The following is a 15,701-nucleotide window of genomic DNA, read 5'->3' as shown; positions in this document are numbered from 1 at the left end:
TAATAATTCCGTAACTTATTACTCCATCCAAAAAATTTGAGAAATGAAAAATTTAACATTACCCATCCGTTTTGGTATAGTCACCAGCGCCGTTCTAATCGCTTACTTTTTGATACTCTCTTTATTAGGAAAGCATACTAACGTTTTTTTTAGCCTATTTAATGGGGTAATTACTGGATTTGGTATTTATGAGACCCTTAAGATTGTGAAGCTACGAGAGGGTAATGGTTTTAATTACGGTAGTGGTTTTAAGGCCGGAGTTACTACCGGGGCTGTGGCGACTGCTCTTTTCACTATTTTCTTCGCATTCTATTCAACGGAATTGAATAGTTCTTTTTTAGAGGAATTATCTCAAGTTTGGAACAAGGATTATGGTAATTTTAAAGGAATAGTATTCTTTACCGTTGCAATAATGGGAGTGGCTACTTCTATTGTGCTTACCCTCACTTTTATGCAACTTTTTAAAACATCGAATAATTTAAAAAAATAATTGCCGCAATTGCTTAAAAAAACCTTGTAGATTAATGAATTAGCAGTATATTTGCACCCGCTATTTGTGAAAGTAGTGGTTAAAATAATTTAATTCAACGCATTATGTACGCAATTGTAGAGATGGCAGGGCAGCAATTTAAGGTTGCAAAAGACCAGAAAGTGTACGTTCACCGCATACAAACAGAAGAAGGTAAGAAAGTTACTTTTGACAAAGTCCTTCTTTTAGATGATAACGGTAACGTAACTGTTGGCGCCCCAGTCATAGACGGTGCGGCTGTAGAAGCCAAAGTCGTAAAGCACCTTAGAGGTGATAAAGTAATCGTCTTTAAAAAGAAAAGACGTAAAGGTTACAGAGTAAAGAATGGTCACAGACAGTCTTTAACAGAAATTATTGTTGAGAGTATTGTCGCTAAAGGAGCTAAAAAAGCAGCTCCGGCAAAAGCTAAGGCTGAGGCGCCAAAGAAAGCAGCGGCCCCTAAAAAGGAAGCAGCACCAAAAGCAGCTCCTGCTAAAAAGGCACCTGCAAAAGCTAAAGCTGATGATTTAAAGAAAATTGAAGGTATAGGCCCGAAGATTGCTTCAACTTTAATTGAAGCGGGTATCGCCACTTTCGCTGACTTGGCAAAAGCTAAACCGGCAAAAATTTCTGAAATCATCGCCGAAGTTCGTGGAAATCACGTAACCGATACTTGGCCAGCACAAGCAAAATTAGCTGCTGATGGTAAGTGGGACGAGTTAAAGAAATGGCAAGACGAATTAGACGGTGGTAAGGCATAATTGCATTACCATTAATTATATAAAAAATTAAAACCTTATAATTATGGCACATAAAAAAGGTGTAGGTAGTTCTAAAAACGGTAGAGAATCAGAATCGAAACGATTAGGTGTTAAGATTTTTGGTGGTCAAGCTGCCATCGCTGGTAACATTATTGTTAGACAACGCGGAACAAAACATAACCCAGGTGAGAACGTTTACGCTGGGAAAGACCACACATTACATGCCAGAGTTGATGGCTTGGTAAAGTTTGAGAAAAAAGCTGGCGGAAAGTCTTTCGTCTCCATAGAGCCTTTTGAGGCTTAGATTTTACGTTCTATAAAATTATTAAACCCTCACTTTTAAGTGGGGGTTTTATTTTTTTAAGAATTATTTACCACCGCTGGTTACGAAACCCATTGGTTTTTGCAAACTCGACAGTAGACACCAGATAATCTTCTAAGTTATATTTTGGAATAGGTAAAATACTTTCTAATAAAGTGGTATCCCATTCTTGAGGCAATGAAGTTAAATATGGGGTTAAATGCACTCCAATGGTTTTATAATAGAACTTTTCTAAAGTGTTTTCAAATTCAGAAGCAGTAGTTACAAGCTCTTGGGTTAGCTTAAAATTTCTAAAGTCAACTGTTTCTAAAATCTTGGTAATACCATTAAAAATGTTTGTGCCGGCTGAGTTTACAATATTTAATTGTTGTACTGTAGTATCAAAAACCTTGGCAATTACTTTGGCGGCGTAATCAGTTGGAATAATGTTCAACAGACTATCCTTATTGGCTTGAATCCGAATAAAATCCGATGAGGTATTTCTATGAAAAAACTTTGCGAACAGATAGAAAACCATATACTTCGAGATAAAGAAATTCGGATTGCCCATAATATTGCCACCAAGAACACTTGGTCTTAATATTTGAATAGGTATTTCTGCTTCTTCACCAGCTTTTACCAAATACTTTTCTGCTGCGTGTTTTGAAGCTTCGTAAAAATTGCGATACTCGTTTTGTTCGGTATCAACGTAATTGTTGCTTAAAAAGCCTTCTAATTTACCTATAGAAAACGCGGTACTTATGTAAATAAATTTAGAAAGGTAGCTCTTGTAGGCCAAGAAAATGTGTTTGGTGAGCGTAAGATTTTCCTTAAAAATTTCTTCTTTGCTATTTGGGTCCACAGAAAGGTTTACGAAACCTGCAGAATGAATAAAATGATACTTCTTAGTTTCATCAATAAAAGTCTGCGGTTCTAAAAACTTCTCCGCATCAACAACTTCAACCTTTTTAGATATTGCTATTCTATGTTCTCGGATAAAATCTGAAACAACAGGACTCTCCAATATATTATTAATACGAGTTTGAGGGGAGCTTGAATTTTTCTTTCGGACAATCAGGTAAATTTTTTCCAGAGTATCAAATCTACTTTCAAGTATTGAAAAGAATATCTGCGACCCTAAGGTTCCTGTAGCTCCGGTTAAAATAATGTGCATTCTTATGATTGGTTTGTAAAGTGTTTTCAAAAAATAAACCCTTACACTAAGTAAGGGCTTATCTTAAAATTTATGCTGATTTAGTATCTGTAATATTCTGGTTTGTAAGGCCCCTCGACGGTTACCCCAATATATTCGGCCTGTTCTTGTTTTAATTCGGTCAATTCTGCTCCTAAACGAGCCAAGTGTAATTTTGCAACTTTTTCATCTAAATGCTTAGGTAGCATATAAACATCGTTCTCGTAATTTGCACTGTTTTTCCAAAGTTCTATTTGTGCCAGAGTTTGGTTCGTAAAAGAATTGCTCATTACAAAACTTGGGTGCCCCGTAGCGCAACCTAAGTTTACCAAACGCCCTTCTGCTAAAACAATAAGATCTTTACCATCAATGGTGTATTTGTCTACTTGAGGCTTAATTTCATCCTTTGTATTTCCATATGCCCCGTTAAGCCAAGCCATATCGATTTCGTTATCAAAATGACCGATATTACAAACAATGGCTTTGTCTTTAAGAGCTCTAAAATGTTCCTCACGTATGATGTCTTTATTGCCGGTGGTCGTAATTACGATATCAGCTTTGCTGATAACGGTCTCCAACTTCTTAACCTCAAAACCGTCCATACACGCTTGTAAAGCACAAATTGGGTCAATTTCTGTTACGGTAACTATTGCCCCAGCTCCTTTGAAAGAAGCAGCGGTTCCTTTACCAACATCGCCATAACCGGCTACGACAACTTTTTTGCCAGCAAGCATGGTATCGGTCGCACGACGTATAGCATCCACCGCACTTTCTTTACAACCATATTTATTGTCAAATTTTGATTTGGTAACTGAGTCGTTTACGTTAATCGCTGGCATAGGCAATGTCCCTTTTTTCACTCTTTCATAAAGCCTATGAACACCAGTTGTGGTCTCTTCAGAAAGGCCTTTGATTCCTGCCGCAAGCTCAGGATACTTGTCTAGAACCATATTGGTCAAATCGCCACCATCATCTAAAATCATGTTCAATGGCTGTCTGTCTTCCCCAAAAAACAGGGTTTGTTCAATACACCAATCAAACTCTTCTTCATTCATACCTTTCCAAGCATACACGGGTATGCCAGCAGCAGCTATCGCTGCGGCAGCTTGATCTTGGGTAGAGAATATATTACAAGAACTCCAAGTTACATCCGCTCCTAAAGCAACCAAGGTCTCTATAAGTACTGCGGTCTGTATGGTCATATGTAAACATCCGGCAATTCTGGCACCTTTTAGGGGTTGCTCATTTTTATATTCTTCACGTAAGGCCATTAAGCCTGGCATTTCTGCTTCGGCAAGTTCAATTTCTTTTCTTCCCCAGTCGGCAAGAGAAACATCCTTTACTTTGAATGGTACAAACGGAATTGTTTTTGTGCTCATAATTATTTTCTATTTACTTTCGTAGCTTATATTTAGTGTGCAAAGATACGAAATCACTTAACTTTAGTTGTGCCCATTTACAAAACCATAACAGTTTCACAAGCTACTCAAGTTTATATTTGGAAGGTCATTGAATCGGAGGCCGAACTTTTTAAAGACGTAGTGCTTACGAAGCACTGTCAAGAAAGAATGCTGGGCATGAAATCTAAAATGCACCGAAGGGCATTCTTAAGTATTAGGCACTTGCTCAAACTGGCAAATTATGAGGATAAAGACTTATTTTACAATGAGTTTGGAAAGCCTCATCTAGTTGATGGAAAGCATATTTCTATTACGCATTCACATAATTTTACCGCAATAATAGTTAGTTCAGATAAAGAGGTAGGTATCGATATTGAAAAACAACGGGATAAAATACTTCGGATAGCCCACAAATTCACCCCTATTCAAGAATATAGTACACTGGCCAATTCGGAAGCAATTGTTAGAAAACTTACTACTGTTTGGGGAGCCAAAGAATCACTATACAAGATTTACGCCCAACCTGGGCTTAGTTTTTTAAATCACATTGATGTAAAAGATTTTTCACTTGATGATGAAAGAACTACAGCAGAAATTTTATACGATGGTAAAAAATCGGATTTTGAGGTGTTCTTTTTTGAATTGGAAAGTTTTACTTGTGTTTACGCTTTAAAAAAATAAAACATGAATATATCAGTCGAATTAACATTTTCACCGTTACAGGATGATTTTGAAAGCCATATCATTGATTTTATCAAAAGTCTTAGAGCTTCTGGGCTTACCATTCTTGAGAACCCTTTAAGCACTCAGGTATTTGGTGAGTTTTCGCAGGTCATGAAAGTGCTCAATAAAGAAATAGAGAAGGCCTTTGAATTAATGGATAAAGGGCTCTTGTACATGAAAATCGTCAAATCTGATCGTAGCGGATATGAGCCACATTTTTGATTGGTTATTTGCGCAATACCAAAGCACGCCTACACATTTAATTGTCTTGGAAATGATAGGGGTTGTCTTTACAATTCTAAGTGTATACTATTCCAAACGAGAAAACATATTGGTATATCCCACAGGCTTAATGGCTACAGGGTTGTACGTTTATATACTTATTTACTATGGCCTGCTGGGGGATATGCTTATTAATGCTTACTATTTTACCATGAGTATTCTAGGGTGGTATTTTTGGACGCGAAAGGTTGACGATACACACTTTATACCAATAACAAAAACTACGGTTAAAGAAAAGAAATGGTCGGTTCTTCTATTTCTAGGAGCATTGCTCTTTGTCTTTCTGATTTACTACCTCACCGATAGATATAACACGTGGACGGCTTATGTAGATACTTTTACCACAGCAATTTTCTTTGTGGGTATGTGGCTAATGGCAAAAAAGAAAATAGAAAATTGGTTGTATTGGATTATTGGTGATATTATAACAGTGCCCTTATATTGGTATAAGGGTCTTATTTTTAGTTCAATCCTTTTTGCAGTTTTAACGGTTATTGCCATTTATGGCTATAAAGCATGGAAGAAAAACTTAAACAAGAGCCCTCAGATATTATTAAAGTAGTTCTTTTTGGTCCGGAATCTACGGGAAAGACTACATTGGCAAAACAATTGGCCGCTCATTACAAAACCGCTTGGGTGCCAGAATATGCCAGGGAATATCTGCAAGATAAATGGAACAAAGAGCAAAAAACTTGTGAACCAAAAGATTTGTTGCCCATAGCAATAGGCCAGATTGAATTAGAGAATCAGTTGACCAAAGAGGTCGATACGGTCCTTTTTTGTGATACAGATTTATTGGAAACCAAAGTATATTCTGAAGCTTATTATATTGGGGAGTGTAACCCGCTTTTGGAAAAATATGCTCTTAAAAATTCTTATAATTTATATCTACTGACCAATATTGATATACCTTGGGAAGCAGATGACCTAAGAGACAAGCCGGATGAGCGCGAGCAAATGTTTCGATATTTTCATGACACCTTAAAGAATTACCATCGAAATTTTATTATTTTAAGCGGAGGGAAGGAAGAGCGTTTAAAAATAGCAATCGAAAATATAGATAAATTAATAAAGTCAATGATTGAGTTTAGTAAAAAGGATATTGAACAGTTGAAGGATAAAGGCATTTCAAAAGAAAAAGTATTAGCTCAAATAGAGACTTTTAAGGAAGGGATACCTTTTGTGAATCTCGAGAAAGCCGCAATCGTTGATGACGGTATTTCTAAATTTTCTGAAAGCGAGCAAAAGGACCTGATTGCCAATTTCGAAGACTCAAGAAAAAGATTGTCGCTTTTAAAATTTGTTCCTGCTTCAGGTGCAGCCTCAAGAATGTTCAAAGCAATGTTCAATTTTATAGACTCTTATAATCCTTCAAAAGAAAGTCTGGGTGCATACCTTGAGCGAACTGGTGATAAAGATGTAAAACAGTCCACAGATGGTATGAAAAATCTGCCCTTTTACGACTTAATATTTGATAAAATTGTAGAAAAGGCCGATTCAGAGGGCGAAATAGCGTACCACTTCGTAAAGGAAATGTTAGAAGAAGATGGTCTTAACTATGGCTTTTATCCAAAGGGCTTGCTTCCTTTTCATAAGTACGATTCAGGTTCGGCTACTCCTTTTGAGGAGCATTTAAAGGAAGCAGCTTTATATGCGAAAACGGAAGGTAAGGCCAATTTGCACTTTACCATTTCTGAGCAGCACGAAACCATGTTCAAAGCTGAAGAGAAAAATAGTGGCCCAAAGGTTTCAAAAAATAGCAATACTACTTTTGATATTACCTACTCTAATCAAAAACCATCGACCGATACCTTGGCGGTGACCATGAACAACGAACCTTTTCGGAATTCTGATGGGTCTATTTTGTTCAGACCAGGAGGCCATGGGGCATTGATTGAAAATCTTAATGACCAAGATGCCGACATTATCTTTATCAAAAATATTGACAATGTTGTTATTGAAGAAAATTTAAGCGCCGTGTCCGATAGCAAGAAGGTTTTGGCTGGGTTATTAATCAAACAACAAGCAAAGGCTTTCGAGTATGCCAGACTTTTAGATACAGAAAAGATTACTTTAGGACAAGTTGCCAAGATTTCCAGTTTTTTAGAGAGAGAGTTGAACGTAAAGATTGCAGAAGACATTAATGGCAAGAGCAATGCAGAAATAATCAAAATATTAAAGGATAAGATAGACAGGCCAATACGAATCTGTGGAATGGTCAAAAATGAGGGTGAACCGGGTGGTGGTCCTTTTTGGGTGAAAGGCGCAGATGGTACGATTTCTCTTCAAATTATTGAATCTGCTCAAATTGATATGAACGATACGACCCAAGTTTCTATTTTGAAAAATGCTACCCATTTTAATCCCGTAGACTTGGTATGCGGTATTCGCAATTATAAGGGAGAGAAATATAATTTATTGGATTTTATAGATACTAAACAAGGTTTTATTACCGGAAAAACCAAAGAAGGAAAAGAATTAAAGGCTTTAGAGCTTCCAGGGCTATGGAACGGCGCAATGGCCTACTGGAATACTATTTTTGTTGAGGTACCTTTGGTGACGTTTAATCCCGTAAAAACGGTAAACGATTTATTGAAACCGACACATCAGGTATAATTTTTGATTTTGCGCTTGGTAATAGTGTGTAAAAAGTATACGTTTTTTTAAACTAGTATACATGTTTACACAGTTTCTACTTTCTCAAATAAATTGCAATACACTAAAAATCAATAACTTAAAAAATTATTTGCAAAATAACTTAGATGGCATTGTTTTTCCTTTAGACTAAGCAATTAAAGTTTAATCTAAATATAAAGAGAATGAAAAAGTTATTTTTTGCTACGGCATTAGTTTTAGGAAGTTTAACGGCAATCAGCGCTTCAACAACAGTTATCGAAGATGATAAGGGTATCGAGGTAAAAGTTAGTGAGTTTAAAGAGATTTCAGCTTCTGACTTGCCTGCTGCTGTTGTTAAAGCTTTAGAAACTGATTTTGCTGGTGCAACTATCAATAAGGCATATGTAAACGAAGAAAATCAGTACAAGCTAGAGGTGACCGCTCAAGACGGAACTGATGGAACTTTGTATGCAGATGCAGAAGGTAATTGGTTAGAAATGTAGTCGATTTTGGTTTGAGTTTTTCGTAACTAGATTTAAGGGGTGCATTTGCACCCCTTTTTTTATGATAATTTTACAATAAACACATACATAGGGCATTGTATCTTTACAATAATAAGAATGCCCCATGCCCCAAAAAATCTTGATTATTGAAGACGACATTGCGTTTGGCCAAATGTTGAAGAATTTCTTTTTAAAGAATGCCTGGCAAAGCGAGGTTTGTTCAACGGCAAAAGATGCTCGAGCAAACATTGACTCTAGTACTTATGATATTATTCTTTCTGACCTTAGACTTCCGGACAGTAATGGTATTGATTTGTTGTGCGAAATTAAAGAGATACATCCTAATACACCGGTTGTTTTGATGACGGGTTATGCCGAGGTAGGTACCGCGGTTGCCGCTATGAAAAAAGGCGCAGATGATTATATATCCAAACCATTTACACCTGATGAGATTTTGATGGTTATCAATCATGCCATGCAATTATCAAGAGCTACAACGATTCAGAAATCAGCTGATAGTTTAGTTTCTAAAGTGAAAAGTGAAACTCAAGAGAATATTCTGGAGGGGGTTGATGAAAAATCTAAAAAACTCCAAGAACACATTCAATTGGTCGCTCCAACCGATATGTCCGTACTCATTACTGGTGAAAGCGGCACGGGAAAAGAAGTAGCTGCCAAGGCCATACATGAAAATAGCAACCGAAAACATAATAATTTTATAGCTGTCGATTGTGGGGCTATACCCAAAGAATTGGCAACAAGTGAATTTTTTGGTCATTTAAAAGGGAGTTTTACGGGAGCAGTAAATGATAAAATAGGTCATTTTGAAGCAGCCAATGGGGGCACCTTGTTTTTAGATGAAATTGGTAATCTGAGCTATGAAAATCAAGTTCAGTTACTCAGGGCAATTCAAGAACGAAAAATTAAGCGAGTAGGCAGCACTGATGAGATTTTAATAGATGTCAGAATTATAAGTGCTACTAATGAGAACCTGCAAAATGCCGTTAAAGAGAATGCGTTTAGAGAAGATTTATACCATCGGTTGAATGAATTTTCCGTTGAGGTTCCGGCTTTAAGGGAACGCCTTGAAGATTTGTTAGTATTTGCCGAACATTTTTTAAAGAAGGCCAACGATGAATTGAATAAGGACATTAAAGGTTTTTCTAAAGAAGCGATTGCGTTTTTTCAAAAATACAGTTGGCCCGGAAATTTAAGAGAACTTAAAAACGTAATTAAAAGGGCTGTTCTACTATCCACAGAGACATACATTGATATTGATGCTTTACCAAAAGAGGTAATAAATGTCGGTGATTTCAATGATGGGTCTGCAGCTTCCTTTTCTAAATCAAATTATGAAAAAGAGCAAATAGTTAGGGCCTTAAAAAAAACTAATTTTAACAAATCAAAAGCTGCGGAACTACTTCAAATTACAAGAAAAACACTTTACAATAAAATCAGTCATTACAATCTTGACGTATAATGAAATCATTTTGTATTGTTCCCACGAGGTTATTTACATGTTTATTTAAAAGATTAAATATAGCTGTCATTTTTTCTGAATCGCTTTGTTGTGCCATTACTTCAAGTTGTTCTAAGTAGGGAACGATTTTATATGCTTTGAGCTGCCGAAACATCGGTAACATTTGATGGGCTAGTTCATTTACCTTTTTAACCTTTCTAAGTGTAATAAATTCCTTAAGTCTTCTAATGTTTTCCTGGCTTGTTTGTAAGAAGGTCGTTAGCACATCTTTTACAATAAGGGTGTCATCCCCTAAAAAAGCTTTAATATCGGTTAGGTCGTATAAACCGGCCTCTTTATTTAAAGTAGTTTTCGCTGTTTTTTTATCACACGTGTAGTTGTTTTTTACTTTTGGTAAGCTCTCAACTAGTTTCTCTAGAAAAACCTCTTTTGTAAATGGCTTTTGTACAACTTTAGTGAATCCCTTAGAAATATAGAATTGTTCATCAATATGTGTTTGCCCTGTCATGGCCAAAATGGGTTGTTGTCTGTAGTGCTGATAATCGCCTGACCGTAATTTTTTAGCCACTTTAAAACCATCTACGACGGGCATTTGAATATCGGTAAGCACTGCATCGTAATGGATAGCATCATTTTTTTGAACACTATTGAAATTCGAAAAGGTATGGGCGCCAATTCCTACGGTGTTGCACATTTCTTTTAGCAAATCTAACAGGGCCAAATCGTTATCAATAATAAGTAAGGTGATGCTATTCAATTTAGCACGTTCAATTTTGGTAGGGCTTTTTTTAGCAAAAACAAAGGGAATGGTGAAAGTGAAGGTACTGCCTTTACCTTCTTTACTTTTCAATTGTATGGTACCGCCAAGTAGCTCAATGAGTTTTTTTGAAATGGTCAGCCCTAGTCCGTAACCCCCATACTTTTTTCCAATAGTATCTTCTCCCTGTGAAAATTCTTGAAAAATGGCTTTCTGTAGTTCCTTTTTAATACCGATTCCGGTATCCGCTACGTCTATACGAAGCGTATTTTCTTTTTCAATATTTGCTTTAATGGTAACTGAACCTTTGTGGGTAAACTTTATTGCATTTCCTATTAGATTGGCCAAAATCTGCTTTACGCGAAGGGCATCACCAATAATTTCATTTTTAAGTTTGTGAGAAATATCTAAGATTAATACTACCCTTTTTTTATCATGAAATTCCTTTAGGTCTTCGGTGAGTTGAGTTATTAATTGATCAATTCGAAAAGGAATATGTTCTAACTTTATTTTTCCCGCCTCAATTTTCGAAAAATCCAAGAGGTCGTTTACCAAACCATCAACATACTTAGACGCTGATACTACGCTTTCTACATAATATAGCTGAGTATCATTTAAAGGAGTCATGTGCAGTAAATCTGAATAACCCAGTATAGTATTTAAAGGGGTTTTAAGATCATGGCCAACAGTGGCGATTAATTGTTCTCTACTCTTTAAAACCGATTCAGAAAAAGCTTTTTCAGATTCAAGTTTGCGTCGATATGTCTGAATTCTCCAAAAATCTTTATTGATTAAAAATGTGAACAGGGTAACCACTAAAAGTCCTATTATTGCAGCTAATCCAGCAAGGCGAATACTTTTTGCCAAGGCATTGTTCTTTATTTTTTCGTTCTTAATGGTATTTGATGTAATCTCTTCACTAATTACTGAAATTATACGCTGCAGTTTAAGTGATAGGGTAAGGTTTGCATTTGAAAGCTCTCTTTCTTTTTTACTCAGCTCATAGTTTGTTTTCTCACTTTGAAGTTTGGCTTCGGATAATATAAGCTTTGAAGCAGCCAAAACGGAATCTAATTTTTTAGATTTTTCGTCATCTGGGATATTCTTGTTTAGAAAAGAAACATAATTTTTTATAACCTCCCGGCTTTTATCGGGCAACTCATTAAAGTTGGAAACAAAAGATTCAGGAGTAATATGACCAATTGAAACTTCAATCTTACCAAATTCTTTTAAAAGGGAGTCTATTGAATTGCTCGTGTTGTTTTTTCTGCGCAACTTTCTTAGTTCACTTACATTAAAGACTTTTTGTTGCAATAAAAGTTGAATACTATCCAGCAACTGCTTTTGCGTGTCGCTTTTTGAATTTACTTTTAAGGTATCTATTTCTGAAAAAAGCGAGTCTACCTTTTGCTTATATTTCTTAAGGCTTATATTGGTATTTCTTTGTTGCGCTAGGGTAGAAAGGTTCTCTGAGATATATATTCCTGTTAGTAGTGAACTGGTTTTCAATAGTTTTTCATCATTTCTTTCTAAAAGATCAGAAGAAGTATATGTTTTAATTTCTGAGTAAATAAATATACTTGCAATAAGCCCCAAAAGCACCAGCAATGCATAGCTAACAATTATTTTTGCCGTAAAACTTCTGCGGGATCTATCTTTCATAAGCCCTAAGTTCTCTTTTTGATATAATACCTACGTTTTAAAGCTGCTGTTAGATACCAATGGTATGTTAATACTGTCGACACCATTTTTAGGGTTTGTTTCTTCGATTTTTTAGAAAATGTGACTTTTTAAAAACACTTGTGTCTTATATAATGAACAAACAGAAGAATGGAAGATATTTTTAAATCAGGGTTGTTAGGACTAGCATTAATAGGAGCATTGGCACTTGCTTCGGCCAATTCGAGCGAATCTGAAAACTCAAATAACGATTACACAGAAAGTAAAACAGAAGAAGTAACGATGGCGGTAGAAGAAACAGTTACTGAAGAAGCTAAGATAAAAAACAAAAAAGATTTTCACATTCCGCTGTAGCCGTTCTGGCTCGCGGATTTTGGTTGGTTGATTGGTTGTAGGGCCGCACTGATTATGCGGCCCTTTTTTTAACAAAAAAGAAATTTTAGAAAGGATGCTAGCTATGTTACACTAACCATGCGTATTCCTAGACCATCAATTATTTGATAGGTTGTTAAAGGCTGCTTCGGTAGCCTTTTTTACTTTGGAATAGGGCAATAACGTACTTTAAAAATCCATCAGGCGTTTTACTTCGTACATATTTCGTCCTTAAAATTTAAAATTGTTTTAAAAATGAAAAGCGTTCTTTTATTTATCATAGCGATTATAACGTTCAATAATGTCAACGCGAGTAGCTCCATGGGCCATTTGCATATTGAGACAATCGGTATTGCTGATGAGTTTAAGAAAATAAAGTCTTCTGAATTGCCCCCAGCCGTGGTCGAAGAAATATTGAAACAGTACCCGACCTCAAAGTTGCGCCAGGCATATAAAGACAATAGAAATACGTACAAATTGGTAATGGTTTTAAGCAGCGGTACCGCTAGAACAGTTTATATCGATGCTTATGGAAGATGGATCCAAAAGAAGAAGAAGCATTAACTACTTTTACACGCTTCTTGTTTTCTATAGAATTGCGCATTACATTTGCCCCATCTCAAAGGGGTGCTATACAAGTTCCAGGTTTTGAGTTTAAAGTTTAAAGAAAGACATCTCTTAAAACTTTTAGCTTTCAACCAATAACTTTAAAAGGCTGAGATTATACCCAATGAACCTGGGCAGGTAATGCTGCCAAGGGACAAACAAATAAAAAGGTCTAGCGGACCTTTTTATAAGTAGTGAGATGGTGCGGCTGCAAAGAGTTTAAAGCTTCGTCATTTTTCAAAGTAAGGTATATAAATTACTGAAAATCAAATTTTAACTTAGAATAATAGCCCCTTTTATTCGTAATAATTTTTACGGATGAAACACACTATTTTAACTATGTCGGCTTTTTTTGTATTGGCCACGAGTGTTTTTGCTCAACAAAACCCAACAGATTCTTTAGTAGGTAAAAAAGTAGTGCTCGATGAGGTTTTTGTTTCGGCAGTGCGTGTAACTAAAGAATCACCGGTAACTTTTTCGAATCTTACAAAAGAAGATATCAAGTCAAGAAATTTGGGGCAAGATATTCCTATTCTTATGAACTTTCTCCCTTCTGTGGTTACAACTTCAGACGCTGGGGCTGGTGTGGGTTATACAGGTATTCGTGTTAGAGGTAGTGATGCTACGAGGGTGAACGTAACCATAAATGGTATACCATATAACGATGCCGAATCACAGGGCACTTTTTGGGTAAACATGCCCGATTTTGCTTCATCTGTTGAAAGTTTGCAACTCCAAAGAGGCGTAGGTACTTCAACTAATGGGGCTAGCGCTTTTGGCGCAAGTTTGAATTTGTTGACAGATGCTTTTTCTGAAGACGCCTACGGACAAATTTCATCATCTTTTGGAAGTTTTAATACCCTCAGAAACAATATCAAGTTCAGTACAGGATTACTTAATGACCATATAGAAATTTCAGGTAGATTGTCTAGAATAACCTCTGATGGCTATGTAGATAGAGCATCATCTGAACTCGATTCTTATTTTTTACAAGGGGCGTATAAAGATGACAATACCTTGATAAAAGTATTGCTTTTTGGCGGCCATGAAATTACCTACCAATCATGGTTTGGTTTGGATCCTGAAACCTTGGCGACAGACAGAACATTTAATCCAGCGGGTATATATACCGATGAGGATGGCAATACCCGTTTTTATGAGAACGAAGTTGATAATTACAAACAAGACCACTTTCAGTTGCTTTGGAATGAAAAGCTTTCAGATTTTTGGAGTACGAACATAGCATTGCACTACACTCGTGGAAGGGGTTATTTTGAGCAATTTCGCGAAGATGACGATTTTGGCACGTATGGTTTTGAACCGATTACGGTGGAAGGCGAAGAAGTTAACACCACAGATTTGATTAGAAGAAGATGGCTCGATAACGATTTTTATGGCACTGTTTTTTCTGCTAATTATTCTAAGGATAAACTAGATTTAATTATTGGTGGTGGCTGGAATACGTATAAAGGAGACCATTTTGGTGAGGTCATTTGGGCGCGTTTTGCCAGTGATAGCCAATATAATGAGCGTTATTACGACGATAATTCCACAAAAATAGATTTCAACATTTATACCAAGGCCAACTATAGATTAACGAACAAATGGTCTTTGTATGGAGACCTTCAATATCGAACTGTTGGGTACGAGGCTAATGGAGAAGATACGGGCTTGGTAGACGATACCTTCAATTTTTTCAACCCTAAAGCGGGCTTAACCTTTGATTTGAATACAAACAACAACTTCTATTTGTCTTACGCGGTTGCGAATAGAGAACCGAACCGTAACGATTATGAAAACGGAAACCCAAGACCAGAGCGATTAAATGATCTTGAATTGGGTTGGCGCTATGTTTCTTCTGAAGTTCAGGTAAATACCAATATCTATTACATGAACTATAAAGACCAATTGGTTTTAACGGGTGAATTAAATGATGTTGGCGCTCCTTTAAGAGCAAATGTTGGCGACAGCTATCGTCTGGGGCTAGAGATAGATGCCAATATTCGATTTAATAATCAATTTAGTTTGCGTCCGAATATCGCCTTAAGCACAAACAAAAATCAAGACTTTTTGTTTCAACGTGATGGGGTGGTTCAAAATTTAGGAAATACGAATATTGCTTTTTCACCGAATATCATTGTGGGTAATATGTTTGTTTATAGCCCAATTGCCCAAATGCAGTTAAGCTTATTGTCAAAATATGTAGGAAAACAGTATATGGGTAATATTGATGCGGAAGCTTCGGTGTTAGGAGCTTATTCGCAAACTGACCTAAATCTACAGTATGAACTGGAATGCAATGGATTTTTAAAAAGCATCGTGTTCTCTGGCTTGGTGAATAATCTTTTTAACGCGGAGTTTGAATCTAATGGTTATTTTTTCACTTTTGATGATGATTTTTCAAACCCTGGTACTATCACAACAATTGAAGGAGCAGGATTTTATCCTCAGGCAGGAATTAATTTTCTATTAGGGGCAACGGTTAACTTTTAGTGTGATTATGTAACTTTAAGGAATTCT

Annotated in this window: 15 protein-coding genes; 12 read left to right on the top strand and 3 right to left on the bottom strand. The window is 36.3% G+C overall.

The genetic code is table 11. The features are described 5' to 3' along the window. The first annotated feature begins 43 nt into the window (after window positions 1–43). The 3 genes from ACFSQJ_RS06300 to rpmA all read left to right on the top strand — a co-directional run bounded on the left by ACFSQJ_RS06300 (window position 44) and on the right by rpmA (window position 1,573). Window positions 44–490 (top strand): DUF4199 domain-containing protein, encoded by a 447-nt coding sequence (locus ACFSQJ_RS06300; protein ID WP_377766107.1) that lies wholly within the window; start codon window positions 44–46, stop codon window positions 488–490. A 104-nt stretch (window positions 491–594) separates the two neighbouring features. Continuing rightward, window positions 595–1,269 carry a 50S ribosomal protein L21 gene (rplU, locus tag ACFSQJ_RS06295; RefSeq protein WP_377766106.1) on the top strand — a complete coding sequence of 225 codons (675 nt, stop codon included), beginning with the start codon at window positions 595–597 and terminating at the stop codon, window positions 1,267–1,269. A 43-nt stretch (window positions 1,270–1,312) separates the two neighbouring features. Beyond that, window positions 1,313–1,573, top strand: coding sequence for a 50S ribosomal protein L27 (gene rpmA, locus ACFSQJ_RS06290; RefSeq protein WP_377766105.1), 261 nt, complete (start codon window positions 1,313–1,315; stop codon window positions 1,571–1,573). Window positions 1,574–1,640: 67 nt separating this feature from the next. On the opposite strand, the gene ACFSQJ_RS06285 is transcribed toward rpmA, so the two are convergent. Together ACFSQJ_RS06285 and ahcY are read right to left on the bottom strand one after the other, a co-directional pair. Further along, on the bottom strand, window positions 1,641–2,744 hold the full coding sequence (locus ACFSQJ_RS06285) for an SDR family oxidoreductase (protein WP_377766104.1): 1,104 nt from the start codon (window positions 2,742–2,744) through the stop codon (window positions 1,641–1,643). 80 nt (window positions 2,745–2,824) lie between these two features. After that, window positions 2,825–4,141, bottom strand: coding sequence for an adenosylhomocysteinase (gene ahcY / locus ACFSQJ_RS06280; RefSeq protein WP_377766103.1), 1,317 nt, complete (start codon window positions 4,139–4,141; stop codon window positions 2,825–2,827). A gap of 69 nt (window positions 4,142–4,210) precedes the next feature. Between ahcY and ACFSQJ_RS06275 the strand changes: the two genes are divergently transcribed. The 6 genes from ACFSQJ_RS06275 to ACFSQJ_RS06250 all read left to right on the top strand — a co-directional run bounded on the left by ACFSQJ_RS06275 (window position 4,211) and on the right by ACFSQJ_RS06250 (window position 9,766). After that, window positions 4,211–4,843 (top strand): 4'-phosphopantetheinyl transferase family protein, encoded by a 633-nt coding sequence (locus tag ACFSQJ_RS06275; protein WP_377766102.1) that lies wholly within the window; start codon window positions 4,211–4,213, stop codon window positions 4,841–4,843. A 3-nt stretch (window positions 4,844–4,846) separates the two neighbouring features. Then, entirely contained in the window at window positions 4,847–5,107 is a 261-nt protein-coding gene (locus ACFSQJ_RS06270) for a thiamine-binding protein (RefSeq protein ID WP_377766101.1), read from the top strand. After that, the gene (gene pnuC, locus ACFSQJ_RS06265) at window positions 5,091–5,729 is read left to right on the top strand and encodes a nicotinamide riboside transporter PnuC (protein WP_377766100.1); all 639 of its coding nucleotides are present in this window, start codon (window positions 5,091–5,093) and stop codon (window positions 5,727–5,729) included. Before ACFSQJ_RS06270 ends, pnuC begins: the two co-directional genes overlap by 17 nt. Beyond that, window positions 5,684–7,783 carry a DUF4301 family protein gene (locus ACFSQJ_RS06260; protein ID WP_377766099.1) on the top strand — a complete coding sequence of 700 codons (2,100 nt, stop codon included), beginning with the start codon at window positions 5,684–5,686 and terminating at the stop codon, window positions 7,781–7,783. The genes pnuC and ACFSQJ_RS06260 overlap by 46 nt, the downstream gene beginning before the upstream one ends. A gap of 203 nt (window positions 7,784–7,986) precedes the next feature. Further along, window positions 7,987–8,286, top strand: coding sequence for a hypothetical protein (locus ACFSQJ_RS06255; RefSeq protein ID WP_377766098.1), 300 nt, complete (start codon window positions 7,987–7,989; stop codon window positions 8,284–8,286). A 124-nt stretch (window positions 8,287–8,410) separates the two neighbouring features. Beyond that, window positions 8,411–9,766: a sigma-54-dependent transcriptional regulator gene (locus tag ACFSQJ_RS06250; RefSeq protein ID WP_377766097.1), complete on the top strand. Its 1,356-nt coding sequence runs from the start codon at window positions 8,411–8,413 to the stop codon at window positions 9,764–9,766. Here the strand turns inward: ACFSQJ_RS06250 and ACFSQJ_RS06245 are convergent. Further along, window positions 9,741–12,185: a hybrid sensor histidine kinase/response regulator gene (locus tag ACFSQJ_RS06245; RefSeq protein WP_377766096.1), complete on the bottom strand. Its 2,445-nt coding sequence runs from the start codon at window positions 12,183–12,185 to the stop codon at window positions 9,741–9,743. The two genes, ACFSQJ_RS06250 and ACFSQJ_RS06245, sit on opposite strands and share 26 nt — an antisense overlap. Window positions 12,186–12,353: 168 nt before the next feature. Here ACFSQJ_RS06245 and ACFSQJ_RS06240 point away from each other — a divergent pair, with 168 nt between their 5' ends. From ACFSQJ_RS06240 to ACFSQJ_RS06230, 3 genes are all read left to right on the top strand, one after another. Continuing rightward, entirely contained in the window at window positions 12,354–12,557 is a 204-nt protein-coding gene (locus ACFSQJ_RS06240) for a hypothetical protein (RefSeq protein ID WP_377766095.1), read from the top strand. A 273-nt stretch (window positions 12,558–12,830) separates the two neighbouring features. Beyond that, window positions 12,831–13,139, top strand: a complete 309-nt coding sequence (locus tag ACFSQJ_RS06235) for a hypothetical protein (RefSeq protein WP_377766094.1) — start codon at window positions 12,831–12,833, stop codon at window positions 13,137–13,139. 360 nt (window positions 13,140–13,499) lie between these two features. Further along, on the top strand, window positions 13,500–15,674 hold the full coding sequence (locus ACFSQJ_RS06230; protein ID WP_377766093.1) for a TonB-dependent receptor: 2,175 nt from the start codon (window positions 13,500–13,502) through the stop codon (window positions 15,672–15,674). The last annotated feature ends 27 nt before the right edge of the window (window positions 15,675–15,701 follow it).

The sequence above is a fragment of the Croceitalea marina genome (genome assembly GCF_042684265.1).
Lineage (GTDB): Bacteria > Bacteroidota > Bacteroidia > Flavobacteriales > Flavobacteriaceae > Croceitalea > Croceitalea marina.
The sequence above is the reverse complement of the archived record's forward strand: the minus strand, read 5'-3'. Positions and strand labels throughout refer to the sequence as shown.

Excerpts from the sequence above, each read along its gene's own strand:
- ACFSQJ_RS06300 (WP_377766107.1), top strand. The coding sequence starts at position 44 with ATGAAAAATTTAACATTACCCATCCGTTTTGGTATAGTCACCAGCGCC.
- ACFSQJ_RS06240 (WP_377766095.1), top strand. The coding sequence starts at position 12,354 with ATGGAAGATATTTTTAAATCAGGGTTGTTAGGACTAGCATTAATAGGA.
- ACFSQJ_RS06270 (WP_377766101.1), top strand. The coding sequence starts at position 4,847 with ATGAATATATCAGTCGAATTAACATTTTCACCGTTACAGGATGATTTT.
- rplU (WP_377766106.1), top strand. The coding sequence starts at position 595 with ATGTACGCAATTGTAGAGATGGCAGGGCAGCAATTTAAGGTTGCAAAA.
- ACFSQJ_RS06260 (WP_377766099.1), top strand. The coding sequence starts at position 5,684 with ATGGAAGAAAAACTTAAACAAGAGCCCTCAGATATTATTAAAGTAGTT.
- ACFSQJ_RS06250 (WP_377766097.1), top strand. The coding sequence starts at position 8,411 with ATGCCCCAAAAAATCTTGATTATTGAAGACGACATTGCGTTTGGCCAA.
- ACFSQJ_RS06230 (WP_377766093.1), top strand. The coding sequence starts at position 13,500 with ATGAAACACACTATTTTAACTATGTCGGCTTTTTTTGTATTGGCCACG.
- ACFSQJ_RS06235 (WP_377766094.1), top strand. The coding sequence starts at position 12,831 with ATGAAAAGCGTTCTTTTATTTATCATAGCGATTATAACGTTCAATAAT.
- ACFSQJ_RS06285 (WP_377766104.1), bottom strand. The coding sequence starts at position 2,744 with ATGCACATTATTTTAACCGGAGCTACAGGAACCTTAGGGTCGCAGATA.
- ahcY (WP_377766103.1), bottom strand. The coding sequence starts at position 4,141 with ATGAGCACAAAAACAATTCCGTTTGTACCATTCAAAGTAAAGGATGTT.
- rpmA (WP_377766105.1), top strand. The coding sequence starts at position 1,313 with ATGGCACATAAAAAAGGTGTAGGTAGTTCTAAAAACGGTAGAGAATCA.
- ACFSQJ_RS06255 (WP_377766098.1), top strand. The coding sequence starts at position 7,987 with ATGAAAAAGTTATTTTTTGCTACGGCATTAGTTTTAGGAAGTTTAACG.
- pnuC (WP_377766100.1), top strand. The coding sequence starts at position 5,091 with ATGAGCCACATTTTTGATTGGTTATTTGCGCAATACCAAAGCACGCCT.
- ACFSQJ_RS06245 (WP_377766096.1), bottom strand. The coding sequence starts at position 12,185 with ATGAAAGATAGATCCCGCAGAAGTTTTACGGCAAAAATAATTGTTAGC.